Source organism: Mesorhizobium sp. BH1-1-4, assembly GCF_020165665.1.
Lineage (GTDB): Bacteria > Pseudomonadota > Alphaproteobacteria > Rhizobiales > Rhizobiaceae > Mesorhizobium.
Genome location: NZ_JAIUIN010000017.1, coordinates 68806 through 94258 on the forward strand (window position 1 = coordinate 68806; position 25453 = coordinate 94258).

A 25453-nucleotide genomic window follows, 5' to 3' on the forward strand; every position below is an offset into this window, starting at 1 on the left:
GAACCGGTCAGATCACCGCTTCGATCAGGAACGGGCCCGGCCGCGACAGAGCGCTTTCAAGAAGGGCGTCAAACCGCTCGCAAGTGTCGGCGCGGGCGGCTTCCACGCCCATTCCCTTGGCCAGCGAAACCCAGTCGAGTGCCGGATTGTCGAGGTCGAGCATGCGCCTCGCATTCTCGCCGATGGCGTTCACACCGACATTACGCATCTCGCCATGCAGGATCGCGTAGGTGCGGTTGGAAAAGACGATCGTCACCACGTCGAGATTTTCCCGCGCCTGCGTCCACAAGCCCTGGACCGTATACATGCCGCTGCCGTCGGCCTCGAGATTGACCACCTTGCGGCCGGGACAGGCGATTGCCGCGCCCGTCGCCAGCGGAATGCCGCCGCCGATCGATCCACCCGTGCCCATCATGTAATCGTGCGGCGCGGCAAAGGCCGACAGTGCGAAGAAGCGTCGCGCCGAAGTGACCGCCTCGTCGCAGACGATCGCGTCGGCCGGCAGCCTTCTCGCGACCGACAGTGCGATGGCGTCTTCCGTCAGCCGGCCGTTCGGCGTTGTCTCGTCGGGAAAGGCGCTGGCAGCCACCGTCGGTTGCGACGGCTTGACGCCAAGTTCACCGCGAAGCGCGTCCAGCGCCGCATGCAGGTCCTGGCCATGGGCGGCAAGCGTCAGCACCTGGCAGTCGTCACGGACAAGCCGTCCCGGCTTTCCCGGATAGGCGAAGAAGGCGACCGGCTCCTTGCCGCCGACCAGCACCAGAACATCGATATCCCTGAGCACTGCCGTCGCCGCGTCGACCGGATAGGGAATGCGCGTCGGCGCGACATGCCCTCGCCCGCGCTGCATCCGCGCGATCAGGACCTCGCTGAACAGCCTGACATCGCAGGCCGTCGAAATCTGGCCGGCGATCTCGAGCGCATCGGCCCGTGCCGCCCGCCCGCGAACGATCATGCCGACGCGGCCAGGCGTGGAGCGGATCGCGGCGGCCACCGCGCGCACGGCATCCAAGTCGATGGCGGGTGCCGGTGAAAGGACGACCTTGCCGGGCGAGGCTGGGCTGGCATCACCCCAGGCCGCGTCCGCCGGCAGGATCAGCGTGGTGACGCCGGGCGGCGTCAGCGAGGCGCGAAAGGCTGCCTCGGTGGCCGACTGAACGTCGGCCGGGCCTTCGATCCTGCGCACGAAGCTCGACATCGGCGCCGCCAAGCCTTCAATATCGCTGGTCAGCGGCGCGTCGAGCGGCAAATGATAGGACGCATGGTCCCCGACGATGTTGATCATCGGGCTCCTGGCGCGCCTTGCATTGTGCATGTTGGCCAGCCCGTTGGCCAGGCCCGGGCCTGTGTGCAGCAGGGTCGCGGCGGGACGGTCTGTCATGCGCGCATAGCCGTCGGCCGCACCCGTCACCACGCCCTCGAACAGGCCGAGCACGCAGCGCATCTCAGGCTTACGGTGCAGCGCGGCGACGAAATGCATTTCGGACGTGCCGGGGTTGGCGAAGCAGACCGTCACATCATTGGCCAGCAGCACGTCGCACAGGACATCGGCACCGTTCATGCAATTTGTCTCCCACTCACGAAGAGCAATTGCACCCACGGATGTCCACACGACAATATCCCGCAACCGCTTTTGGCATGATCCAGTTACAGAATGGGCGAGCGTAAGCCGGTCAGCCGACCGTCGATTTCAGGAACGCCAGCGCCGCGGTGGTCAGCGCATCGCCATCCCTGCCGAAATCGCGGTTGATCGACATATGCGTATAGGCGCTGCCGTCGAACAGCGTCACCTCGGTGCCTGTGGCGCGCAGGCGCTCGGCAAAGGCCGTGGACTGCTCGCCGCGACCGTCGGCGCGCGAATAGGCGATGAAGGTCGGCGGATGCTTGCGGTCGTCCACATGGCTCGCCGGCGACAGCGCCGCCCATTGCGAAGGATCGGAAAAGACCCGCGCATAGGCCCGCACCATGCCGCCATTCCTGGCGAGCGCGGCGAGATCATAGGCCCGGGTATCGTCGAGGAGCAGGCCGGCGACGCCCGGCAATCCGCCGCGCATGCCGGTCAGGGCAATCAAATGGCAGCCGGCCGAATGGCCCATGCCGACGATGCGGTTGGGGTCGCCGCCGTGTTGGGCGATGTTGGCCCTGACATAGGCATAGGCCTTCTCGACATCGCCGGCCTGTGTGGCGACATCGGCCTGCGGCAGCATGCGGTAGTCGATGGAGACGAAGCAGAAGCCGTTGGCGAGCAGGAAGGCCGGCTTGGCGCCCACCTGGCTGCGTTTGCCGAACTCCCAGGCGCCGCCATGGACGAAAAAGACGACAGGCAGGTTTCTCGCGCCATCGGGCGCGTAGATGTCGAGCTTGGCAGGACCATAGTCGAGAGTTTCGGGGGATGGCTTATCCCGCGCCTCCGCCGTGCCGGCAGGCAACAGAGCGGCCATCGAAGCCAGGAGCAAAGTTCGCCGATCGATCATCATTGGCGAAGAATGCATTCTGGCCGACGACAGTTCCAGTGAAGGATCGGTAAGGTGACGGCTTTAACCGCCGCCGGCCGGCCGGATCCTGACCCTGGCAATCCGGTTCTTGTCGCGTTTCATGACGACGAAGCGCTTGCCATGGAACGTAAAAGCCTGCTTCTCCTCGGGGATCGATTGGGCTTCGTGGATGACGAGGCCGGCGATCGTGGTCGCCTCCTCGTCGGGCAGGTTCCAGTCGAGCGCCCGGTTGAGATCGCGGATCGGCACCGTGCCGTCGACGACGACGGAGCCGTCGGCCTCCTGCTTGACGCCCTGAATGTCGACATCGTGCTCGTCGGCGATTTCGCCGACGATCTCCTCGATAATGTCCTCCAGCGTCACCAGCCCCTCGACCTCACCATATTCGTCGACGACGATGGCAAAATGCGCCTTGCGGCGCAGGAAGGCGTTGAGCTGTTCCTGCAAGGTGGTGGTGTCGGGCACGAACCAGGGTTTTGACGCGATCTTCATCACGTCGATTTGCGAAAAATCGTTGCCGACTTCGTTCAGCGCGCGCAGCAGATCCTTGGCGTGCAGCACGCCGACAATGTTGTCGAGCGAACCTTTCCACAAGGGCATGCGAGTGTGCGGGCTCTGCAGGATCTCGCGCACCACCGCTTCCGGCGCATTGTCGGCATTGACCGAGCGCATATTGGTGCGGTGGACCATGACGTCGGAAACTTCGAGCTCTTCGAGGTCGAACAGGCCGCCGATGCGGGCGCGGTCCTCGCGCACCACCAGGCCGTCGCGGCGGAAATCGTCGACCGCGCCACGCAATTCGTCCTGACTGGAGCGCTGCGGTTCGATGCGCGACAGTTCATAGCCGAACATGGCGAGGAGGCGGGTACGCACGGCAACGACCAGCACGACGAGAATGGCAAGAACGGCGACGACGACCCAGCCGGTGTCCATCTCAGCCGGCTTTCCCGTTGGCTGGATGGTTTTCCCTGAGGAACGACAGCACTTCCGAGCCCGGCACGTCCTTGGCGATGAAGGCCTGGCCAATGCCGCGCGTCAGGATGAAGGTCAGCGCGCCGCGCGACACCTTCTTGTCCTGGGTGATGAAGGCGAGCAGCGCCTCCGCATCGGGCAAATCGCCCGGAATGTCGGCCATCCGCCATGGCAGCCCGACGGCACGCAAATGCGCCTCGACGCGGGCCGCGTCGTCGGGGCTGGCCAGGTTGAGCCGTGACGAGAACCGGTGCGCCAGCGCCATGCCGATGGCGACCCCCTCGCCGTGGACGAGGCGGGTTCCGTCATACTGCGTGGCGGCTTCGAGCGCGTGGCCGAATGTGTGGCCGAGATTGAGCAAGGCGCGGTCACCGGTCTCGAACTCGTCGCGGGCAACGACATCGGCCTTGGCGCGGCAGGCCTCGGCAATGGCCTGCGCCCTCTCCGGTCCGCCGGCGAACACCTTTTCCCAGTTCGCTTCCAGCCAGGCGAAGAATTCCGGCCGGTCGATCAGCCCGTATTTGGCAAGCTCGGCATAGCCGGCGCGGAATTCGCGAATCGGCAGCGTGTCGAGCACTTCGGTGTCGGCCAGCACCAGCCTGGGCTGCAGGAAGACGCCGACAAGGTTCTTGCCGCGCGGGCTGTTGATGCCGGTCTTGCCGCCAACCGAGGAATCGACCTGCGCCAGCAGCGAGGTCGGAACCTGCACGAAATTCATGCCGCGCCGCACGATGCCGGCGGCAAAACCTGTGAGATCGCCGATGACGCCGCCGCCAAGCGCGATGACGACGTCGCCGCGCTCCAGCCTGGCGGCCAGAACGCCATCGACCACCTCTTCGAGATGGGCAAAGCTCTTGGTCTTCTCGCCGGGCGGCATGGTGATGACGGTGGGCTGGATGCCACCCTTCTCGAGCCCCGCCTTCAGCGTATCGAGATGCGCCGAGGCGACGTTCTCGTCGGTCACGACGGCGGCGCGCGTGCCGGGCAGCCGGCGTGAAATCTCGGCGCCGGCGCGCGACAACAGGCCGGAGCCGATCAATATGTCGTAGGCCCGGTCGCCCAGCCCGACCTCGACGATGACGGGTTGTTCCGCGCTCACGATTCGACCTCACCAGCCGCCGCAATCTCGTCAATGCCGAAATGCCGGCATAGCGCGGACACCACTTCGGCCGCGATGACCTCCTTGCGGTCGTCACGGGTCGGCACGGTGACGTCAGCCGTCGCATAGACCGGATAACGTTCGCTCATCAGCCGCTCCAGAACGGCACGGGGATCGGCGCTTTTGAGCAGCGGCCTGTTCTGCTTCTTCGAAACGCGGTCCATCAGAAGGTCGAGTTCCGCTTTCAGCCAGACCGAGACGCCATGGGCGGCAACGGCTTCGCGCGTCTGCGCGTTCATGAAGGCGCCGCCGCCGGTCGACAGCACCTGCGGCCCGTTTTCAAGCACGCGCAGGATGACGCGCTGTTCCAGGGCCCTGAACTCGGTCTCGCCATAGCGCTCGAACAGCTCGGGGACGGTCATCCGCGACACGCTCTCGATCTCCTGGTCGCTGTCGATGAAGGGCAGCGAAAGCATCGACGCCACCTTGCGGCCGATCGCCGTCTTGCCGGCGCCCATCAGGCCGACGAAGACAATGGACCGGCCGCCCAGCCGGTCAAGCAGCGCGGCATGGGTCTCGCCTGGAGGATTTGCCTGTAGCGCGTTCATCAGCTGTTTCTTGGGCCCTCTTTGCCGGCGTATCGACATGAAAAGCCGGTTTGCGTCAAGCTTGCCGAGTGCCTTGGGCTGATATGGACAGAGCGACGCTTGCATCAGAAGTTGCTAACAGGGGTCCGCTTCTTCCTTGAATTGGCCGGATTGGCGTCCCATAAGGGCACAGGGTTTGGAAACGCAGAATAAGAAGACGGGCGAGAATTGATGCCGACACTGTTTCGCTTTGTCGTGATAGCAGCGATTCTGGCCGGCATTGCCTATGGTACGATGTTCGCCCTGGTGATGTTCGTCGAGCCGAAAAAAGCCGAGATGAGCGTGCGCATCCCCCAGGAAAAGCTGAACCCCAAGAAAAACTGATCTCGAAACCAAAAACTGACCTCGGAACCTGACCCTTGAAGGCAATGAACAGCGCCGCCCGCATCGAGGCCTTCCTGGAAATGATGAGCGCCGAGCGGGGCGCGGCCGAGAACACGCTGTCGTCGTATCGCCGCGACCTGGAGGATGCCTCGCAAGAAATCGGTGGCGGGCTCGCCGGTGCGGCTGCCGCCGATATCCGCGCCTATCTCGACGACATCGCAGCGCGCGGCTTCGCGCCGACCTCGCAGGCGCGCAAACTGTCGGCGATCCGCCAGTTTTTCAAGTTCCTCTATGCAGAAGGCCTGCGCGGCGACGATCCGACCGGCACGCTGGACAGTCCCAAAAAGGGCCGCCCGCTGCCCAAGACGATGAGCGAGGCCGAAACCGGCCGGCTGATCGACCGCGCCGCGCACGAGGCCGGCGATGCCGGGCTCGGTTATGCCGACAGGCTGGCGGCCTTGCGCCTGCACGCGCTGGTCGAGGTGCTCTACGCGACAGGCCTGCGCGTTTCCGAGCTGGTCGGCCTGCCGGTGACCGTGGCCCAGCGCGACGACCGTTTCTTCATGGTGCGCGGCAAGGGCGACAAGGAACGCATGGTGCCGCTATCGGCCAAGGCGCGGGCGGCTATGCGGAGCTGGCTTGACGCTCGCGCCAAGCTGCCTGCCTTCGCCAACAGCCCGTTCCTGTTCCCGGCGGCATCCGACAGCGGCTATCTTTCGCGCCAGGTCTTTGCCCGTGACCTGAAAGGGCTGGCGGCGCGCGCCGGCATTGCCTCGGCCAAGATCTCGCCCCACGTGCTGCGCCATGCTTTCGCCAGCCATCTCCTGCAGAACGGCGCCGATCTCAGGGCCGTGCAGCAACTGCTTGGCCATGCCGACATATCGACGACACAGATTTACACCCATGTGCTGGAAGAGCGGCTGGTGCGGCTGGTCAACGATCATCATCCGCTTGCCGATTAGGCCTCATATCGCTATGTGAGGACGACATTTCACCGCCCGGAGCCTTGGTTTCAACGGTTCCGCGGTCCTTGCCTTCCGACGTATCGGTCCGCTCACGCATGTACAATTACCTCGATTTCGAAAAGCCGGTGCAGGATCTCGAGCTCAAGATCCTCGAGCTCAAGAAGCTTGCCGAGAACGGCGAGGCGGTCGATGTCGCCGATGAGATCACCAGGCTCGAGAAGCGCTCGCGCGACGCGCTGCGCGAGCTCTACAAGGCGCTGACGCCATGGCAGAAGGTGCAGGTGGCACGCCACTCCGACCGGCCGCACTGCGTCGACTACATCAAGGGCCTGTTCAGCGATTTCACGCCGCTCGCCGGCGACCGCAATTTCGGCGAGGACCAGGCGATCGTCGGCGGCTTCGCCCGTTTCCGCGGCGAACCGGTGGCGATCCTCGGCCAGGAAAAGGGTTCCGACACGACAAGCCGGCTGAAGCACAATTTCGGCTCTGTGCGGCCCGAAGGTTACCGCAAGGCGGTGCGGCTGATGGAGCTTGCCGACCGTTTCAAGATCCCGCTTCTGACCCTGGTCGACACGGCGGGCGCCTATCCCGGCGTCGGCGCCGAGGAGCGCGGCCAGGCCGAAGCCATTGCCCGCTCGACCTCCGCCTGCCTGGCGCTCAAAGTGCCGTCGATCTCGGTGGTCATCGGCGAAGGCGGCTCGGGCGGCGCCATCGCGATCGCCACCGCCAACCGCGTCTATATGCTCGAACATGCGATCTATTCGGTGATTTCGCCCGAGGGTGCCGCCTCGATCCTGTGGCGCGACACGACCCGCTCCAAGGATGCGGCGACCAATATGAAGATCACCGCCCAGGACCTGCTTGAGCTGAAGATCATCGACGCCATCATCCCCGAGCCGATGGGCGGCGCCCAGCGCGCGCCCGAAACGGTGATCGCCGCGACCGGCGACCTCATCGCCAAGACGATGAAGGAATTCGCCGGCGCCAACACCGATTTCCGCGAACAGCGGCGCGAGAAATACCTGGCGATGGGCCGTAGCCTCTGAATTCATGACGGCGGCGAAGCTTCGGAACCCGTCTGCCCGCGTTAATGTGGCGGCAATAAGCAATTTCGCCACAAAAATGCCGCCCCATTCGGGTCAATGAAAATGCCGCGAGGGGTTGGCCAAGGCTTGCGGTAAGGAATTTTCAAGGTTAACGGGCTTACGGTCCGTGGGTGTTCAGCATGCGGGTCCGGCTGTTTTCAAGCCATGGGCTCGAAGGAAAGACATAGCCGTATCCATGTTTGCCAAGCTCGCCCGCACCGGAGTCCTCATTGCCTCGATAGTCGTTGCCGGCTGCAATGATTCGTCGATGAAGGATTTCGCCCCCGAGGCCAACAAGCCGCTGCCCGACAAGATCCTTGCCGACATGAGAGCCAAGGGCATGGTCCGCACCTCCTCGGTGATGGCGCGCATCTTCAAGGAAGAAGGCAAGCTCGAAATCTGGAAGGCCAAGACCAACGGCCGCTACGACATGGTGGCGAGCTACGATATTTGCAAATGGTCGGGTAAGCTCGGCCCGAAATACACGGAGGGCGACCGCCAGGCGCCGGAAGGTTTTTACACGGTGCGGCCATCGCAGATGAATCCGCGCTCGAACTACCATTTGTCCTTCAACATCGGCTTTCCCAACGCCTATGACCGCGCCAATGGCCGTACCGGCCAGAACCTGATGGTCCATGGCGCCTGCTCGTCGTCGGGCTGCTATTCGATGACCGATGCGCAGATCGAGCAGATCTATGCCTTCGGCCGCGACGCCTTCCAGGGCGGGCAGACCGAGTTCCAGATCCAGGCTTTTCCGTTCCGCATGACCGCGGCCAACATGGCGCGCTACCGCAACGACCCGAATTACGAATTCTGGAAGATGCTCAAGGTCGGTTACGACAATTTCGAGGTCACCAAGGTGCCGCCGAAGGTCGACGTGTGCGAGAAGCGCTACGTCTTCAACCAGGTTGCCGCCGACGGCCAGACCTTCGATCCGACCGGCCCCTGCCCGGCGACCACGCAACCGGATTCGCTGAAGAGCGCCTACAACGCCTATCAGAGCACCTATGACGCGGCCTTCAACAGCGCGCTCAAGGCCAGCGTGCCGCCCCCCAAGCCGACGATTGCCGGCATCAAGGAAGCCAGCATCGTCTCCGACTGGTCCAAGCGCCGGGCCCGTGGCGAGCGCGTGCCGATCGATCCGCCGTCGCTCAACACCGACGGTTCGGTGACCGAGACGGCGCGCATGGGCCGCATCGATTCGCCCGCCGGACGCAAGATGGCGGCACTCGACGCCGAAAAGGCCGCCAAGGAGAAAGCTGAGCGAGAACGGCTGGCGGCGATAGAAGCGGCAAAGGCGGCGAAGGAAGCAGCCAAGGCGCAGGCGATAGCAGAAAAGGAAGCAGCCAAGGCGCAAGCGGTGGCTGCAAAGGAAGCCGCCAAGGCCGCCAAGGAAGCTCCCGTCGCCACCGCGACCATCGCTGCTCCGACGGAAGCCCAGCCGGCCGAAACGCAGGCCGCCAGCGCCGATGAGAGCCGGGTGACGAAGCTGAAGAACAAGCTGCTCGGCATGTTCGGCGGCTGATCGCCGTGGCCAGCGACACCGTCTATGATCTGAAGGGGTTGAACTGCCCTCTGCCCGTGCTGAAGGCGAAGAAGCGGCTGGCCGGCATGCAGCCGGGCAGCCGGCTCTGGCTGGAAACCACCGACCCGCTGGCCGTCATCGACATCCCCGCCTTCTGCTCGGACGCCGGCCACCAGCTGATTGAAACGGCGGCGATTTCCGGTGGCCATCGCTTTCTGGTCGAGCGCGGCGGGCAATAATCGAAAAAATTACAGCCCGGCGATCGCCAGCGGGTTGTTTTCCAGCGCCGCGCGGTCGGGCGTGTCGACCGACGGCCGGTTGGTGAAGGCGGCGAACAGCCGGCGCACATAGTCTTCCGGCATGTCGAGCGTGATCAGCACCAGCCGCGTGCCGCGCTGGCTGTCCGGCCAGGACGGCAGCCGCGCCGGCGGATGCAGGATCTTCTGCACGCCATGCACGACCAGCGGCCGCGACGGATCCTCCTTGAGTTCGATGACGCCCTTCATGCGCAGCAGGTGCTCGCCATGCGTCGAGCGCAGCAAATCAAGGAACATCTCTATGGCCGAAAACGGCACCGGTCCTTCATGGACCAGCGAATAGGAGCGTACGCGCTGGTCATGGCTATGACCATGATCGTGGCTGTGCCCATGATCATGGTCTGCATGGTCATGATCGCGATGGTGATGGTCATGATCGTGCGCGGCTTCCTCGCCGAGCCAGCGCAGCACGTCGGCCGATTTGGTCGCCGGATTGTAGAGCCCGCAATCGAACAGCGCCGTCACCCCGGTTCTCGTCTCCCCGACATCGAGCAGTTGAGCCGAGGGATTGATCTGCCGCAGGCGCGTCCGCAGCGTTTCGAGATCGCCGGGATCATCGACCAGATCGGCCTTGGAGAGCACCATGCGGTCGGCGACCGCCACCTGCTTGACGGCCTCGACATGGGCATCGAGCGTGGCATTGCCGTTGACCGCATCGACCAAGGTGATGACGCCATCGAGCCGAAAAGCCTGGACCAGCGCCGGATGCGCCATGATGGACTGCAACACCGGCGCCGGATCGGCCAGCCCCGTCGTCTCGACGATGACGCGGGCAAGCCGGGCGATACGGCCCGTCTGCAGACGGTCGACCAGATCGGCCAGCGTGTCGACCAGCTCGCCACGCACCGTGCAGCACAGGCAGCCATCGGAAAGCTGGATGATGCCGTCCGAGGCCTGCTCGACCAGCAGATGGTCGATCGCCACCTCGCCATACTCGTTGATGATGACCGCGGTATCGGCCAGCGCCGGATCCTTGAGCAGCCGGTTGAGCAATGTCGTTTTGCCGGCGCCGAGGAAGCCGGTCAGCACCGAGACAGGAATCGGAAAACCGCTCATTGGTTAATTCGCGACCTTGACCGGCTGGTCGCCTTGCGCGGCGGCACCCACGACTTTCGGGCCCGTGCCGGCGGGTACCGGCTTGTCGGGCCGCCAGGTCGGGATCGGCACGTCGGCATATTCCTGCGTGCCCTCGTCGAGGATCGCTTTCGGCGCCGGACCGGTGGCGCCGCCAAGGCCGACGGCAACCAGTGTCGGCACGTGATCGAGCTTCTCCCGATAGGGCGATTTAGGCTCGTTCTTGGCGGCGGCGGGCGGCGCCTCGGACTGCTCCGCCTTCGTCTTCTTCTTGCAAACCTCGTCATGCATGTCGTTGGGCGAGATCAGGTCACCGTAAGGAGCAAGCGTGGTGACGGTGGCCGGGCCGGCAGCGGCAGGCGCGTCAAAGCCTTCGTCGAGCAGTTTGGCCGCGGTTTCGGCACGGCTGACCGCCGACTTCTCGCCGAGCACGACCGCCACCAGCGTGCGCCCGTTGCGTGTCGCCGAACCGATCATGTTGAAGCCGGACGGGCAGACGAAGCCGGTCTTCATGCCGTCGGCGCCGGGATAGCGGCCGATCAGGAGATTGTAGTTCGGAATGGCTTTCTTGCCGACAGCAAGCCCCTCGATCGAGAACCATGGCGCATATTGCGGAAACTCGCGGCGGATCGCCATCACCAGGATCGAAAGGTCGCGCGCCGTCGTGTACTGGTCGGGCGAGTAAAGGCCGTTCGGGTTGACGAAATGGGTGCCGTTCATGCCGAGCCGGGCCGCCTCGGCGTTCATCCTTTCGGCGAAGGCTGCCTGCGAGCCGCCGACATTCTCGCCGACCGCCATGGCTATGTCATTGGCCGATTTGACCAGCATCATCTTCAGCGCATTGTCGAGCCGCATCACCGAGCCGGGCTTGAAACCCATTTTGCTCGGCGGTTCGCCGGCCGAGTGTTTTGTCACCTTGATCGGCGAATCGAGCTGGACTTCCCCGGCCGCGATCGCCCGGAAGGTCACATAGGCGGTCATCAGCTTGCTGAGCGAGGCCGGGTACCAGCGCTTGAACGCATCCTGATGCTGCAGGATCTGGCCGCTCTTGAGGTCGAAGACCACCACCGGATTGGCCAGCGCCGGCCCCGCCAGGACCGACAGCATGATTGCGCCAGCCGAGAATAATTTGAGGAAATGCCTGTGCCGCATGATCGAATCCGAAATCGCCTCTTGCCGTGATTGCCCCTGGCTCCGTAAGATTTCGTTACGTGACCGCCAGCATAAGGATCCGACCCTCAAAAACCGGACCGCATTATTGCGGTGCTATTTACCCTATGTGACGCCAACATGGCAAAGCGCCCGACAATCACAATTCCAAAACATCCGGCTGAAGCCGGCTGCACCAACAACGAAATGGAACCATCATGCCAATCCTGAACCGCGCCGCCGAAATGCAGGACGAAGTCGCCGGCTGGCGACGGCATCTGCATCAGACGCCAGAACTGAACTTCGATGTCTTCAAGACGGCGGCCTTCGTCACCGAAAAGCTGAAAGAGTTCGGCTGCGACGATGTGGTGACGGGCCTCGGCAAGACAGGCGTCGTCGGCATCATCCGCGGCCGTCAGGGCGAAGGTCCCACGATCGGGCTGCGCGCCGACATGGACGCATTGCCGCTCAAGGAGATCACCGGCAAGCCCTACGCGTCGACCATTCCGGGCAAGATGCATGCCTGCGGTCATGACGGCCACACCGCGATGCTGCTCGGGGCGGCGAAATATCTCGCCGAGACGCGCAATTTCGCCGGCTGCGTGGCGGTGATCTTCCAGCCGGCGGAAGAAGGCGGCGGCGGCGGCAACGAGATGGTCAAGGACGGCATGATGGAGCGCTTCGACATCGCGAAAGTGTTCGGTATGCACAACATGCCGGGCCTGCCGGTCGGCCAGTTCGCCATCCGCCCGGGCCCGATCATGGCGGCGACGGCCGAATTCACCATTACCGTGAAAGGCAAGGGCGGCCATGCGGCGATGCCGCACGGCACGATCGACCCGATCGTCATCACCAGCCAGCTCGTCGGCGCCCTGCAGACGATCGCCTCGCGCAGCACCGATCCGGTCGAGGCCGTGGTGGTGTCGGTGACCAAGTTCCACGCCGGCGACGCCTACAACATCATCCCGGAATCGGCCGAGATCGCCGGCACCTTGCGCACGCTGAAGAAGGAAGTGGCCAAGAAGTCGGAAGAACGGATCCGCGCGATCTGCGCGGGGCTGGCCACCGCCTATGGCGCGACGATCGAAGTCGACTATGACGCGAACTATCCGGTGACCTTCAACCACGCAAATGAAACGATCTTCGCCAGCGATGTGGCCGCCGACGTGGCGGGCGACGCCCAGGTGCATCGCGAGATCCAGCCGGTAATGGGCGGCGAGGATTTCTCCTACATGCTGGAAGCCCGGCCCGGAGCCTTCATCTTCATCGGCAATGGCGAGACCGCCGGGCTCCACAACCCGGCCTATGACTTCAACGACGAAGCCATCCCGCACGGCATGAGCTATTGGGTGAAACTGGCGGAGACGGCGCTGGCCGCCTGACGCCTGTGACCAGGACAGCCGGCCGAATTGCCTTCGGCCGGCCTCTTGGCGAAACGGTCCGAAGCGGCTATGTGTCGGGCCGCGTGGTCCCGTAGCTCAGTAGGATAGAGCGGCAGATTCCTAATCTGTAGGTCACAGGTTCGATTCCTGTCGGGATCACCAATGCTTTCGAGGACTTACTGGAAAATCCCGTACTTTTTCAGGCTGGTTGGGGAATAATTAGTACGGCGAATTCCGCAGGCTCTTGTGGCTCGGGCGGGCCTCCTCGATAATTCGTGTGCTCGCACCGCTTTAGCCGGCGGCCCTTCACGAACAGCGGAGGGGCCGACACCAAGACACGTCTGCGACCTATTGCCCGCTCCGAGCGGCAGGCGTTCCTCTCGGGGGGAGACTGGCCACTTCACAGCAGGTAGCGTTCTACGACGGCGATCGTGTTTGGCGCCACCGCCACCATCGCCGGGACACCGTCATCGTGACAAGTTCCGTCCACCGTCACCACCACAACCGCCCCGTGGTCATTCAGCAGAACAACGCGACAATAACCGCCTGCCGAGCCCGGCTGCGTGCTGGCGAGGGGCCGGGTGTGGCGGGCGACTGTCGATCGCAATGTGCATGCCAGCGGATCGAACTGTCGTTCCGCTGGATGAAGCAGCACCTGAATATCGGAAATTCCTTTGCAACAACGACAACGCCATCTACCCTGCGGCTCTTCGCACCGATGATCGCCTATGCGCTGCTACGCGTCGCAGCCAGTGCATGCTGCATCGCATAAATATCCTGCGCTCCCTAACTTGGTCCCATTGTCTGTTCGAGCGCCGGACGATCCAGGCCATCACCAAGCCGCCACTGGTCAGTTCAATCCGGCGAACGGACCGAAGATCCCCAATGGGACGGGCTTCCAATATGTATAAATCTCCTTGCGCAAGAGGCGTGCGCGGCAACCCGCGGGCACCTCCAGCGCGTCGGCCGCGCGTGAATATGGAACGAAAACAATAGCGACTTAGCGCTGGGCGCGCCGCCCAGCCCAATCCGATACGCCTGCGCCGCAGTGTCGCCTCGGTGAAGAAGCGAAGAAGCGGTGGTTCCGACGTCAGCCCTAATATCGGCTATGATTTTTCCTCTGAAGGAAGAGAGACCCGTTCACGTATGGACTGCTCTGTCGTGCCGACCGCGGACTTGACGATGTCACCGATCTGGTCGGCCACCGTGCCTGCACCGCCAGCTTCCTGCTTGACCGTGTCAAAAGCGTCTGCGGCAACCTGCCTGGCCTGGTCGAGACCTTGGTCGAGCATCGCCTTCGAGGTGTCGCGGAGCTTGTCGCGATAGCCGCCCAGTTGCTCATCCTCCATAGCGGTATGAGGCAACATGGCACCTATCGCCGCGCCGATGGCAAGGCCGACCGCCGCAACGGCCAAGGGCTGATCGTTCAACAGCTCTTGTGCCGAGCGGCTGGCTTTCGCAGCCATGTCGCCAGCGGTCGATCCTGCACTGGCGGCATTGCTCGTCAGTCCTTCGGCGGCGCCGCTTGCTGCGCCTGAAATGGCTGCACCAACGCTGCTTGCGGCCGACGAGAGCGATTCAGCGGTTTCGGAGAGCGTGCTGCCCAAGCCGCCGCCCTCGGCCTCGTCACGCCCGCTGAACGGGGTTGGCGCCGTATAGCCAGTCCGGCCACGGCTGCCGTTCGACGCGCCGCTGCCCAGCATCAGCCAAGCCAGACCCGCGCCCACCATGGTCACCGGCAACGGATTGTCCCTGACCTGTGTTCTCAGGTTGTTGAGCATGGCCGAACTCTCTCCTCCGGAGAAGATGCCGGCGAATTCGTCAAGCAATTGTCCCGGTGTCATTTTGCCTCGAATGGATTCGGCGGTTTCCACCACCCTGGCGCGCGCGGCCTCAGCCTCGCGTTCGAGTTCGGCTGCGGATTTCTCGGTCATCTCACTTGTTCCTTGATCACAGTCGCGTCGCGCCTGAGCTGTTCCTGGGTACGGTCGGGAGTAAGTTCGGAAGGCGCCATGCTTGCCATGCCGGTACGCAACAGAATGACGCCAAGAATTGCCACCACCACGCCGACCAACAGGGAGGACCACCCCGCGCCCAGCCCTGCCCGCGTCAATGCGATGACCAGTGCCTGGAGCAGCACGAGCAGAGCCGCGAGCAGGCAGATGGCCCCTCCAAGCACCTCGGCGGCGCCAGCTCCCGTCTTGGTAAGCTTTTCAGAGAGTTCCGCCCGCAGAAGCCTGGCTTCGGTTTGCACAAGCGTGGTGACGTTTTGCGCCAGATCGGTCACCAGAGTGGCGAGGCTGGGATTGTCTTGAGGGTTCATCTGTCTTGCTCCCCATACCGCGTGTCCAGATCGTCAACGCCGCCGCCGAGCCCTTGGACCCCGTCGGGCGACCAGCCAGCAGTTTCGCCGGTCTGGGAGTCGGCACCACCTGAGGCATTTCGAGATGCTTTGGGGCTACCCGGCGGGGAAGCTTTGATGAACCGACCCAGCGCCAATCCGGCCAATACGGACCCGGCAAGCAGGACACCCGGGTTTTGCCGGCCGAAGGACTGCACATCCTCAAGCACTTGGCCGAACGGCTTTTGTTTCAACGAGGAAGAAAGCCGCTCCAGGCCGCCGGCGGCATCCAAGGCGAATTTCGATGCGGTCCTTTCATCGTTGTTGGCCAGGTGATCGCTGGCCGCACGTAGGGCGCCGCCCAACGCCGCCAAGCTCGATCCGATGTCGCGCTGCGTTTCCTCCGCCTTGTCGGAGACGACCTGCGTGGCTTCTGCAGCGTACTCGCCAGCCTTGCGGGTCAGTTCGTCGCGAGCATCGTGAAGCAACTCGCTCGCGCGCTCTTTTTCCTGGCTAAGCCGATCGGAAACATCACTTGTATCCCTGTCGAAATCGGTGGGTTTACGGCCCTGGCCGTCATTGCTTTGCATGGGTCACCTAGTGAAAACCGAGGAAGGAGAGGATCGCGAGCACGACAACGACGAGGCCGATGAGATAGATGACACTGTTCATGGGCACGTTCCTCCTTGGCAGCCCAACTTCATGGACCCTGCGATGTTCCGTCGACGCAGAGCTTTTTGCGATCCACGAACAATGCAGGAAGATTGGTCCGGAGCGCCGCCAGTCCGTCATCGAGATGAACTGCTTCGGCCCGAAAGGTCTCCTCTGAGCACGCATGCCTTCCAAGTCGATTCTACTGAGCCACCGACGAAGTACGCTTGAGAGAAATCGTTTGATCAGAGTAGGGTCCCCCGTTCCCATCCGAACGCAGGACCGAAATGACCCGCAACCCTATCGAGACGCTGTCCAGCCGCGCGCGGCGCTGGGCGATCGGACTGACCGAGCAGAAAAGCGTCACCGGCACCGACGGCGAAGCTGCGTTCGGGCCCTGGTTGGCGGCGGAACTGCGAGAGGAGACGGCATTTCAGAACGCCGAGGTCTGGACCATCGAGGTCGCACCTCAGGACGGCCGTCACTGCGTGGCGATGCTTCTGCGCGGCACCGGTCGCTCGACCGTGCTCTTGACCGGTCACTACGACACTGTCGGGACAAGCGACTACGGACAGTTGGAACCCTTGGCCACGCGGCCCGACGCCCTGACAAAGGAATGGCGCGATTCTCTCGCTGCCGCCAAGGCGCCATCCGCCATTCTGGCGCACCAAGATTTCGCGGGCGGCGACTTCCTTGCCGGACGCGGCCTTCTCGACATGAAGGCTGGCCTTGCAGCGGGGCTGGCCGTATGCGCCGAATTTGCCGAAGGCGCAAAGCCGGCTGGAAATCTGCTTTTTATCGCCGTGCCGGACGAGGAGAACAATTCCGCCGGCGCCCGCAAGGCGGCACAGGCGCTGCCTGGACTCTGTAAAGAGCGCGACCTCGATTTGCTCGCGGTGATCAATCTCGATGCGATCGCGGATGATGGCGACGGCAGCAAGGGTCGCGTCATCGCTCTGGGAACCGTCGGCAAGCTGCTTCCAGCCGCCTGCGTGGTCGGTGTTCCCACACATAGCGGCTTTCCCTTGAATGGCCTCAATGCCGGCGCGATCGCCGCGGCAATCGCCGCGCGGATCGAATGGGCGCCCGAGCTCACCGACATGTGCGGCACCGGAACCGGCACCCCGCCCAGCCTGCTCGGGATACGGGACGGAAAGGCCGGATATGATGTCACGACACCGCGGACCGCCCATGCCACGTTCAATGTGCTGAGTTATCGCCGGGCGCCCAGTGAGGTGCTCGACCGGTTCGACAGCCTATGCGCCGAAGCGGCCTCGCGTCTCTTACAGGAGCTCCGGCGCCGCGTCTCTGGTCAGCACGAAACAGGTCTGCTTGAGGTGGTGCAATCTATCCCGGTCCATCGGTATGAGACTCTGCTGGCGCGTCTCGAAGAACCGGAGCGGCTGCGGCTCGAAGCTGTTTCCGCGTCAATCGCCGCCGGCGACCAGCCCCTGCCCGAGAAGTGCCGGCTGATAACCGAGCAAGCTTGGGAACTCAGCCGTTTGGCCGGGCCAGCCATCGTGACCGGCTTCGGATCGATACCCTATCTGCCGACGAACCTTTCCGCGCAGCCGGCAGCCGCCCGGCTGCGAGCCGCTGCCATCGAAGTGGCCGACGAGGCAGCGGCACGCCACGGCTGTATGGTCACCTGCGCGGACTATTTCGCCGGGATTTCAGACATGAGCTTCTTTGGCGAAGCGGCCGAACCCTCCCTCGATATCGTCGCCCGCAACACACCAGCCTGGAAAGACAGCGTGCGCTGGCCTCTCACGCGAGCCCTGGCCAACATGCCGACGATCAATATCGGTCCGTGGGGACGCGATTATCACACGCCGCTCGAGCGATTGCATGTCGGCTATGCGTTCGACGTCCTGCCGCAGCTCATTCGCGATGTCTGCGCCAGACTCCTTCGGCCCGACGCGTCCTGACGAGCACGAAGCGCACAAAGCGGAAGCGGCCGCATTCGCCGCCCCTTCCGCCCGCGCCCATGACTATTCGGCTGCCTTCCTGTCGAACATCTGCTCGCTTGCGCGCCAGAGCTTGGCCGCGGCCGCGAAAGCATTGGCTCCTCGCCCATCGGCGCACCGGGCACCAGGGAGAACTCGCCCTTGCCGTCCATCGACGGGCCTTCGCTCCAGCGTCCCTGCGCTGGTGCGACACCTTCGACGAAGCAGTTGATGAAGGCATAGGATACGTCCTGATGCTCTTTCTCCTGCGGGAAGGAATTAGGCACAGGCAGAGACGCGGTCAGGCCGCCCATGTCCTCGATCGCCGCCAGCCACTGCTGCTGATGCATGGTGTCGCGCGCAATGAGGAATGACAGCATGTCCTTCATTCCGGCATCGTTGGTCATGTTGTAGAGGCGTGTCGCGAGCACGCGGCCGCTACCTTCCGCGGTAACGTTGGCGACCAGCAGCCGATTGCCTCGTGTCAGCGGAGCTCAATTGGGCGACGGCGACAGCCGCTCCGGCCGTTCGAGGTGGTCCTGCCGGCCGGCAGCCCGGGATCAGGCAACCTTGGAAAACAGGGCTACGTCACATCTGGCCAAGCCATAACGCCACCGGTGATCGGTCGCGGCAACCCGGCTCTGGTAAAACAGGGAAAGCTGGCTGCCTTCGATCATCACCGTTGAATGACCATTCTCGCCTGGCTGGCCCGGTTCGAGCACCGGGCCAATCGACACGTAAGGTCCGGCAACCTCGTCAGCGATGGCGAAAAATACCCGCTGCCGGTTCCCACGAAGGCCGTTTGGCAAGAAGCAAGTGGCGTTCAGAAGCACGCGGCCATCTGGCAACTCGACCAGTTGCGCACCTTCAATGCCCCATTCATAGTCGGGGTCCTCTCTCGTATTGTGATGAGGAACATCAGTGTGATCGAGGATCTTGCCGATCCGCTTCCACGGACCGAACCACGAGTCCGATTGGCTGCGTGCGAGATAGATGTCGGGCTGCGGCACCCTGTTGAATTTCGGCATGGCCGAGTAAACGAGATAGCGCTTGCCACCAATGACCGCCGGATGCGGATCGTAGATGCCATCCTCCTCGGTATCGGGGATCGCAAGAATGGCCGGGCTGAGAACCACCCAATGGAAGCCGTCATTGGAAACCGCGTGCTCGCAGCGGCCGCCGGACTTCATGAATTCGGTCTGGATGAACATGTGGAAGACGCCACTTTCGTGAATGACGCCAGGAGCCGCGACCCCCGTCCCGTTGATGGGAAGCTCGATTGCTTCATGCTCGGTCCAAGGCCCATAAAGGTCGGGCGCCGTTGCATGCAGGATCCTCCACGTCTCGGTCGTCACCGTCCCGCTTGAGCCGAAGACATGCCACAGCCTGCCATCGAAGACGGGACATGGGTCCTTGAGGTCATCCACGCTTTGCGGATGAAACAGCGGAAACACGTTGGTATCGAAGTCGATCTTCATCTTAGCCCCGGAATTTGCCCTTGCCCCGAACCCGCCCCATGCCGCAGGCGAATCAAATTGGTGTGGCACATTTTATAGCCAGCAAGTTCAACACAAATACGGCAAAGGCGGTTCTCCACCAGCAAACCTGTTCGGGGGCAGTTTCGATGACCCCGCCATTTAACGCAGCCAGTCTGCCTCCGCACAGCCAGCGCTTTGCATTCGTCCGGCCAAGCGGCGACCGAGGCTCTTCTTTTCACCTTGGAACAACTCACCTGCCCGAAAGTTAGGAGCTGAAACCGAAGTCTAGTTCTCCCTCATCCGCGATTAACAAATGTTATTCGCAACACAAACGACCGTCTATAAAAGGAATATCTCAATGGAAGCAGCCTTGGGCAGGGTAACCGTCAGTAAACAGGCTGGCAGGCAAAATCTACTGGTTTGCTTCTCTCACTTAAGGTGGAATTTCGTTCATCAGCGCCCGCAGCATCTCCTCACCCTCGCATCCATGCAGCAGAGGGTTGTCTACTTTGAAGAACCTCTCTTCGAAGAACTTTCGCAGCCGCTATTGCGGACGAGCGAGGTCTCGCCAAACATTCTGATTGCGACACCAGTGCTCCCGGTCGGCACGTCGGCCGCGAAGGCAGATGCCGCGCAGCGGAGATTTGTTCAGCAGACAATCGCTTCCATGCCGCACAGCCGACTGATCGCTTGGTATTACACGCCGATGGCTCTTCGTTTCACGGAGTACCTCGAGCCGGACATATGCGTCTATGATTGTATGGACGAACTCTCGGCGTTCAAGAATGCGCCGCCCGAACTGGGGCAGATGGAAAAGGCGCTTCTGAACCGTGCCGATCTCGTTTTCACCGGCGGCCTGAGCCTGTTCGAGACCAAGCGCCACCTGCATCACGCGATCTATCCTTTTCCAAGCAGCATCGATGTGAACCACTTTCACAAGGCCAGGAAGCCGGGAAAAGACCCAGTCGATCAAGCCGACATTCCTCACCCCAGGGTGGGTTATTTCGGTGTCATTGACGAGCGGCTGGACGTCAGTCTTGTGGCTCAGGCGGCGGACGCCATGCCCGACGTCCATTTCGTCATGCTCGGCCCGGTGGTCAAGATCGACCCTGCTAGCCTGCCGCAGGCGGATAATCTTCACTGGCTGGGCGGGAAAGCCTACTGCGACCTGCCCGACTATCTGCGCCATTGGGATGCCGGCTGGATGCCGTTCGCGCTCAACGAAGCGACCCGGTTCATCAGCCCGACCAAGACGCCGGAATTCCTGGCGGCGGGGCTGCCAGTAGTCTCGACGGCAATCGTCGATGTGGTGCGCAGCTACGGCGCTGCTGGACTTGTGGAAATCGCCGATAGCGATGATCTGGAAACCAAACTCCGCTCGGCCCTTTCGCGACCGCGTCAGATGCTCCTGCAGCAAGTCGACGCCTACCTTGCGGACACCTCCTGGGAGCGAACATGGAATGCCATGGCAGGTCACATCGAGCGCGCCCATGAACGCAAGAAAGTCATCCCTCTTCGCAGGAGCGCATAGCATGTTCGATTGGCTGGTCGTCGGAGCAGGTTTTGCCGGCAGCGTGCTTGCCGAACGAATAGCCTCGCAGCGTCACGAGAGCGTCCTGCTTGTCGATCGCCGCGGCCATGTAGGCGGCAACGCGTACGATTGCTACAACGAAGCCGGCATCCTGATCCACCGCTACGGTCCGCATATCTTCCACACCAACAGCCAAGCCATCGTGGACTACCTGTCGCAGTTCACCGAATGGCGCTCATACGAGCACAGGGTGTTGGCGGCGGTGGACGGGAAGCTCGTTCCCATCCCGATTAATCTCGACACGATCAACCGCCTTTATGAGCTGGACCTGACCTCGGCGCAGTTGGAGGAATTCTTTGCGTCGCGACGCGAGACGGTAGAAGACGTTCGCACGGCCGAGGACGTCGTTGTCAGCACGGTTGGCCGCGAGCTCTATGAGAAATTTTTCCGTGGCTACACAAGGAAGCAATGGGGCGTCGATCCCGGTCAACTGAGCAAATCGGTGACCGCACGGGTGCCGACCAGGACCAACCATGATGACCGCTATTTCAGCGACAGCTTCCAGAAAATGCCGGCCGGCGGATACACAAGGATGTTCGAACGCATGCTCGATCATCCGAACATCAAGATCATGCTGCAGACCGATTTTCGTGAAATTCGTGAGAAGATTCCGTTCAGGCGCATGATCTATACTGGCCCAATCGACGAATATTTCGAGTGGCAGCTCGGGCATCTTCCCTATCGCTCGCTGCGTTTCGAGCACGTTACACTGGACTGCGAGCAGTTTCAGCCGGTCGCCGTCGTCAATTATCCGCAGACGCAAGATTACACTCGCATCACGGAATACAAACATCTGACCGGCCAGCAGAACTCGCGGACCAGCCTGACGTACGAATATCCCACGAATATCGGGGATCCGTATTACCCGGTGCCGCGCGCCGAAAACGAAGCACTGTACAAGCGCTATGAAGCGCTCGCCGCAACTTGTCCCGACGTATGGTTTGTCGGCCGCCTGGCAACATACCGCTACTACAACATGGATCAGGTGGTCGGACAGGCTCTGGCCACTTTCGCCCGCATCCAAAAAAGTGTCCCCGAATGGACGAGCACGAGAGAGGCGCCGTTGGCGGATCTCTCACTAAGCTCGTCTGCACACGGGAGCTAGAGATTGGGCGCAATTGCCGTGCAATCACGTGTCCGAAGGCATGATCGGCTCTATTCCAGAGAGAAGCGATCCACGCCGTTTGAGCCATCGCTAGTGGGGTTCGACGGCGGGAGACTTGACGAATTCGACACCGGCGACGGGCTCGACGATGATGCAGCCGAACGCGTGGTTAGAACGCTTCGCTCGCAGGGACAACAGCCCACATGGAAAGTTGGGCCTTAGCTACACCACGGTGGGCTGGTCGGCGCCGCCCAAGCAGTTGGGCTTTATGAAATCGCGAAATACGCACGTTGATTGCCTGGGCGGAACAGCTTGGCAAAAGCGATATCGTCAAACTCCTCAATGAGACACTGAAAGACGAGGTGGCGACGGATGAAGCGCTTTCCAGTTTAAGCGAAGGCGGTGTGAATGAGCGCGCCTTGGAGCAAGCCGCCTAGGTGAAATCGCCCGGCGCTAGGTCGCCGGGCGATTTTCGGCCGCCGGTCGGACAACGACGTCGTCGCCGCTTCCATGGTTCGGTCGTGCAGGTGGGTGCATTCGTCGCTGAACGAATTTGCGCAGATCGATTACTGTATTCCAGTTTCGCAGTAGGATCAGACCCTATTATTCCCACCTCTGGCGCGACCGTCGCAGCCAGAGAGACGGAATTCGCCTTAAGGCCGATTGATTGCGCGGCCGTCGTCGCGATCAACTTCGGGTACGTATTCGCCTGCATCGGCATCGAAACCGGTCCAGCCGTCGGCCTCGTACATTCTGCGGCGTTCAGCCACATCGACCGATCGGGATTGACCCAAAATCTCCTCGGCATTCGGCACGAGTTCGTCCTCCACCTTGGCCGTCACCAAGGTGCCCCCGCGGCGTACACCTTCCGCATACACGTGTGCATCCCGCTCGGACACGCCCGACTCCGTCAGAGCGCCGATAATGCCGCCGGCTGCTCCGCCAGCCACGGCACCGGCAACCGCCCCGGCGGCGGTGGCGGCGAGCCATCCGGCCGCGACCACCGGGCCGACGCCCGGAATGGCCATGATGCCCAGTCCCGTGAGCAGGCCACCGGCACCGCCGATCACCGCGCCGATTCCCGCACCGCTCCCCGCATCCTCGGCGGCCTCGGAACGGTTTGCGTCATACCAGTCGTCCGAGTTGTTGGCGACGATGCTGATATTGGAATGCGGAACTCCCGTCGCTTCAAGCTCGCCGACCGCATCGGCCGCGTCTTCATAATTGTCGAACAGTCCGGTTACAGTCTTCATGTGATTTCTCCTGATCCATGCTCACTTGCTTGCGGCAACGACGTTGCCCTGGTAGTCGAGCCCAACGTTGAGGTTTTCGCCTCCTTTGGCCGCCTGGCCGCGCCAGATGCCCTGATCGTCCTTGGTAAGCTTCGACACGTTTGAATAGCCCGCATCCTCGATTCGGCTCTTGGCCTGGGCTTCGGTGAAGCTGTTCGCGCCGGGAACGAGAGCGGCGGCGTTGGCAGTGTTGTCGGTCTTCGCCGCCGGCGTTGTCGCTCCTGTGACGGCATCTTGCCCGGCGGCGATCTTTTCGATCGTCTGCTGGTGCATCTTCAGCGTCCCCACAGTTTCCTGGGCGAAAGTCTTGAGCGCGGCGTTGTCACCGCCGCTGGCATAATCTTCAAACAGCTTGACGGCCTCGTCATGTGCCTTGCGCTGCGCGTCGACATAGGCCGGATCGATCGGCGCCTGGGCGTTCTTGAGCTTGTCCAGATCGCCCTGGTGCTTGGCATCGAGCGCCGGCGGTACTTTCAGTTTCTGCTGGCCCGCGACCGCCTCCAGCTTGGCATTGGCTGCGCCGTGGTCCCGGATCATCATCTGGGCAAAATCCTTGATGCGCTGGTCCTGGGCCTTGTCCAGGGCAATCTGGCTCGAGTCGACTTCGAACTTGCCGCCGACGGCGGCCTTGTCGACAAAATCCTGCGCGCTGTCGGCAGCAAATGCAGGCATTGCAAAAGCGACGGAAGCAACTGCGAGAGATGCGAGAAGATATTGCGTTTTCATCAGCTTTGTCCTTGTCAGTGAGCAAATTTGCGTTGCGTCCTAACAAGACAGGATGCGCTTTGTTCCCCATCGAGACGACACGCCGGCCGACCAGCAGCGCCACAATCCGTGAAGAGCCGCCGGGCGTGGGGGAAAAAAGCAACCATGGAAACGAGTGGCTTCGGGACGCCGCCACTCCAACGCCGGATACGCTGGAACAAATCGACGATCGCGGCGTTGGAGGCCGGTCTGCGCGCCTCGGCCTACTCGGGCAGGATTTGTAGACCACGGGGCAGGTATTGGAGGGGCATGTGCGTACGGGCCACTTTAGAAAGCCGATCACCATTCAACCTGGCCGCATCGACCGCGACAGGGTCGTGGTCTCTGTGTCCGATGCCGCCGAAGTGCTGCTGCGGGACTGGCCAAAGCCGAAATCCGAAATGCGTCTTGCCGCGATCAAGGCATGCCTTGCCGTGATGCGTGGCGAAAAGCCTGCCAAGGTCGCAAGACAGGCGTTCATCGTTGCGGCTAGGGACGCCAGGATTCTGCTCGAGCACATCTAGCCTTGCAAACCACCGCCGCGGATCTGGCAGAGTATGGTTCGAAGGAGAGAGGTCATGGCCAAGATTTCAAACCCCACACCTGCCTCTGCCAGAGGTGAGATTCAGGCGGGAACCACGCAGGACAAAACGCCGGGCTTCGATCCCTCCGTTGCTCCGTTGGAAACCGACGCCGAGGCGGCTGACACTAGAAATCCGACCACTGAAGCAGACCCGCCACGTTCCCGCCGGCCAAAATTCGAGAACGAGGCCAGCTTCGCCAACGCGATGCTGCCGGTCGAAAGCGAACCGGAATTACGGCCTCAAAGCAACTGGCCGCTGTTAATCATCGCGGCCGTCGTTTTGGTTGCGGCAGCGGTGTTTCTGCTCGCCAGCATGCTGCGCTGAAAAAGTTCACGACCATCCGAAGCGACGACCTAGTCGCGAAAATCGGGCGCGCTCTTCATGATGGAAAGTTCAGTCATCGGGCACAGCAGGCGCGGCCGCGCAGGGTCGGAGATGTCGAGCTTGTCCCAAGGGATTCGGTATAGACCATCGCGGCGGCGCAACCGGAAAAGATCAAGCACCGCCACACCTATAGCCGAGGCCGAAAGACGTTCGAAAGCGGCGTAGATGCCGACGTGGAATTCGGTAACGACGAAATCGTCGCCATCCGGTTCGGCGCGGATTTCCTCGATATAGCCGATACTCTTGCCCCGCTGCGAAAGCACGCGTCGCCCGGCCAGATGTTCGAGGTTTACCATGGTCATC

At 62.6% G+C, this 25453-nt stretch carries 26 protein-coding genes, 1 tRNA gene and 2 pseudogenes; 14 read left to right on the forward strand and 15 right to left on the reverse strand.

Annotated elements, in window-relative coordinates; genetic code table 11:
• Positions 1-7: 7 nt before the first annotated feature.
• The 5 genes from LB569_RS23570 to LB569_RS23590 form a co-directional block, all read right to left on the reverse strand.
• Positions 8-1561, reverse strand: a complete 1554-nt coding sequence (locus LB569_RS23570) for an acetolactate synthase large subunit (protein WP_224694296.1) — start codon at positions 1559-1561, stop codon at positions 8-10.
• Between the two features lie 112 nt (positions 1562-1673).
• On the reverse strand, positions 1674-2474 hold the full coding sequence (locus LB569_RS23575) for an alpha/beta hydrolase (RefSeq protein ID WP_224694328.1): 801 nt from the start codon (positions 2472-2474) through the stop codon (positions 1674-1676).
• 63 nt (positions 2475-2537) lie between these two features.
• Positions 2538-3428, reverse strand: a complete 891-nt coding sequence (locus tag LB569_RS23580) for an HlyC/CorC family transporter (RefSeq protein ID WP_140708368.1) — start codon at positions 3426-3428, stop codon at positions 2538-2540.
• Position 3429: 1 nt separating this feature from the next.
• Complete coding sequence (aroB, locus tag LB569_RS23585; protein WP_224694297.1) at positions 3430-4566, reverse strand: 3-dehydroquinate synthase; 1137 nt, start codon at positions 4564-4566, stop codon at positions 3430-3432.
• Entirely contained in the window at positions 4563-5174 is a 612-nt protein-coding gene (locus LB569_RS23590; RefSeq protein ID WP_224694298.1) for a shikimate kinase, read from the reverse strand. Before LB569_RS23590 ends, aroB begins: the two co-directional genes overlap by 4 nt.
• Positions 5175-5384: 210 nt before the next feature.
• On the opposite strand from LB569_RS23590, the gene LB569_RS23595 reads away from it, so the two are divergent.
• The 5 genes from LB569_RS23595 (at position 5385) to LB569_RS23615 (ending at position 9351) form a co-directional block, all read left to right on the forward strand.
• Positions 5385-5537, forward strand: coding sequence for a histidine kinase (locus tag LB569_RS23595; protein ID WP_140708362.1), 153 nt, complete (start codon positions 5385-5387; stop codon positions 5535-5537).
• Positions 5538-5581: 44 nt separating this feature from the next.
• Positions 5582-6499 carry a site-specific tyrosine recombinase XerD gene (locus LB569_RS23600; protein ID WP_224694329.1) on the forward strand — a complete coding sequence of 306 codons (918 nt, stop codon included), beginning with the start codon at positions 5582-5584 and terminating at the stop codon, positions 6497-6499.
• A gap of 98 nt (positions 6500-6597) precedes the next feature.
• On the forward strand, positions 6598-7548 hold the full coding sequence (locus tag LB569_RS23605; RefSeq protein ID WP_224540408.1) for an acetyl-CoA carboxylase carboxyltransferase subunit alpha: 951 nt from the start codon (positions 6598-6600) through the stop codon (positions 7546-7548).
• Between the two features lie 235 nt (positions 7549-7783).
• Positions 7784-9112, forward strand: coding sequence for a murein L,D-transpeptidase family protein (locus tag LB569_RS23610; protein ID WP_224694299.1), 1329 nt, complete (start codon positions 7784-7786; stop codon positions 9110-9112).
• Between the two features lie 5 nt (positions 9113-9117).
• Positions 9118-9351, forward strand: a complete 234-nt coding sequence (locus LB569_RS23615) for a sulfurtransferase TusA family protein (RefSeq protein ID WP_224694300.1) — start codon at positions 9118-9120, stop codon at positions 9349-9351.
• Between the two features lie 9 nt (positions 9352-9360).
• On the opposite strand, the gene LB569_RS23620 is transcribed toward LB569_RS23615, so the two are convergent.
• Positions 9361-10485, reverse strand: coding sequence for a CobW family GTP-binding protein (locus tag LB569_RS23620; protein ID WP_224694301.1), 1125 nt, complete (start codon positions 10483-10485; stop codon positions 9361-9363).
• Between the two features lie 3 nt (positions 10486-10488).
• Positions 10489-11655: a D-alanyl-D-alanine carboxypeptidase family protein gene (locus LB569_RS23625; RefSeq protein WP_140708350.1), complete on the reverse strand. Its 1167-nt coding sequence runs from the start codon at positions 11653-11655 to the stop codon at positions 10489-10491.
• Between the two features lie 215 nt (positions 11656-11870).
• On the opposite strand from LB569_RS23625, the gene LB569_RS23630 reads away from it, so the two are divergent.
• The 3 genes from LB569_RS23630 (at position 11871) to LB569_RS23640 (ending at position 13806) form a co-directional block, all read left to right on the forward strand.
• Positions 11871-13034, forward strand: a complete 1164-nt coding sequence (locus tag LB569_RS23630; protein ID WP_224694302.1) for a M20 aminoacylase family protein — start codon at positions 11871-11873, stop codon at positions 13032-13034.
• A gap of 85 nt (positions 13035-13119) precedes the next feature.
• Positions 13120-13196: transfer RNA gene (locus tag LB569_RS23635), tRNA-Arg, on the forward strand.
• Positions 13197-13506: 310 nt separating this feature from the next.
• Positions 13507-13806 carry a hypothetical protein gene (locus LB569_RS23640; RefSeq protein ID WP_224694303.1) on the forward strand — a complete coding sequence of 100 codons (300 nt, stop codon included), beginning with the start codon at positions 13507-13509 and terminating at the stop codon, positions 13804-13806.
• A 334-nt stretch (positions 13807-14140) separates the two neighbouring features.
• Here LB569_RS23640 and LB569_RS23645 read toward each other — a convergent pair whose 3' ends face one another.
• Genes LB569_RS23645 through LB569_RS23655 form a run of 3 tightly spaced genes read right to left on the reverse strand, consistent with a single transcriptional unit; the run spans position 14141 to position 15965 of the window.
• A complete protein-coding gene (locus tag LB569_RS23645) occupies positions 14141-14908 on the reverse strand; it encodes a hypothetical protein (protein WP_224694304.1) in 768 nt (255 codons plus the stop codon).
• A gap of 56 nt (positions 14909-14964) precedes the next feature.
• Positions 14965-15357 (reverse strand): phage holin family protein, encoded by a 393-nt coding sequence (locus LB569_RS23650; RefSeq protein WP_140708344.1) that lies wholly within the window; start codon positions 15355-15357, stop codon positions 14965-14967.
• The gene (locus tag LB569_RS23655) at positions 15354-15965 is read right to left on the reverse strand and encodes a hypothetical protein (protein WP_140708342.1); all 612 of its coding nucleotides are present in this window, start codon (positions 15963-15965) and stop codon (positions 15354-15356) included. The genes LB569_RS23650 and LB569_RS23655 overlap by 4 nt, the downstream gene beginning before the upstream one ends.
• Before the next feature lie 348 nt (positions 15966-16313).
• Between LB569_RS23655 and LB569_RS23660 the strand changes: the two genes are divergently transcribed.
• On the forward strand, positions 16314-17954 hold the full coding sequence (locus LB569_RS23660) for a M20/M25/M40 family metallo-hydrolase (RefSeq protein ID WP_224694305.1): 1641 nt from the start codon (positions 16314-16316) through the stop codon (positions 17952-17954).
• An 89-nt stretch (positions 17955-18043) separates the two neighbouring features.
• Here the strand turns inward: LB569_RS23660 and LB569_RS23665 are convergent.
• Both LB569_RS23665 and LB569_RS23670 read right to left on the reverse strand, forming a co-directional pair.
• Positions 18044-18439: pseudogene (locus LB569_RS23665) on the reverse strand (manganese catalase family protein); the annotation flags it as partial.
• A gap of 93 nt (positions 18440-18532) precedes the next feature.
• The gene (locus tag LB569_RS23670; RefSeq protein WP_224694306.1) at positions 18533-19450 is read right to left on the reverse strand and encodes a hypothetical protein; all 918 of its coding nucleotides are present in this window, start codon (positions 19448-19450) and stop codon (positions 18533-18535) included.
• Positions 19451-19808: 358 nt separating this feature from the next.
• Between LB569_RS23670 and LB569_RS23675 the strand changes: the two genes are divergently transcribed.
• The 3 genes and pseudogenes from LB569_RS23675 to LB569_RS23685 all read left to right on the forward strand — a co-directional run.
• Positions 19809-20981, forward strand: coding sequence for a glycosyltransferase (locus tag LB569_RS23675; protein ID WP_224540391.1), 1173 nt, complete (start codon positions 19809-19811; stop codon positions 20979-20981).
• Between the two features lies 1 nt (position 20982).
• Complete coding sequence (gene glf / locus LB569_RS23680; protein WP_224694307.1) at positions 20983-22146, forward strand: UDP-galactopyranose mutase; 1164 nt, start codon at positions 20983-20985, stop codon at positions 22144-22146.
• Positions 22147-22380: 234 nt separating this feature from the next.
• Positions 22381-22583, forward strand: a pseudogene (locus LB569_RS23685) (ferritin-like domain-containing protein); the annotation flags it as partial.
• Between the two features lie 216 nt (positions 22584-22799).
• On the opposite strand, the gene LB569_RS23690 reads toward LB569_RS23685, so the two are convergent.
• Entirely contained in the window at positions 22800-23399 is a 600-nt protein-coding gene (locus tag LB569_RS23690; RefSeq protein WP_140708333.1) for a general stress protein, read from the reverse strand.
• A gap of 21 nt (positions 23400-23420) precedes the next feature.
• Positions 23421-24164, reverse strand: coding sequence for a DUF4142 domain-containing protein (locus LB569_RS23695; protein ID WP_140708331.1), 744 nt, complete (start codon positions 24162-24164; stop codon positions 23421-23423).
• A 290-nt stretch (positions 24165-24454) separates the two neighbouring features.
• Between LB569_RS23695 and LB569_RS23700 the strand changes: the two genes are divergently transcribed.
• Together LB569_RS23700 and LB569_RS23705 are read left to right on the forward strand one after the other, a co-directional pair.
• Positions 24455-24706 (forward strand): DUF982 domain-containing protein, encoded by a 252-nt coding sequence (locus tag LB569_RS23700; protein WP_224694308.1) that lies wholly within the window; start codon positions 24455-24457, stop codon positions 24704-24706.
• 54 nt (positions 24707-24760) lie between these two features.
• Positions 24761-25090, forward strand: a complete 330-nt coding sequence (locus LB569_RS23705; protein ID WP_140708327.1) for a hypothetical protein — start codon at positions 24761-24763, stop codon at positions 25088-25090.
• Between the two features lie 29 nt (positions 25091-25119).
• Here LB569_RS23705 and LB569_RS23710 read toward each other — a convergent pair whose 3' ends face one another.
• On the reverse strand, positions 25120-25452 hold the full coding sequence (locus LB569_RS23710; protein ID WP_224694309.1) for a hypothetical protein: 333 nt from the start codon (positions 25450-25452) through the stop codon (positions 25120-25122).
• Between the last annotated feature and the right edge of the window lies 1 nt (position 25453).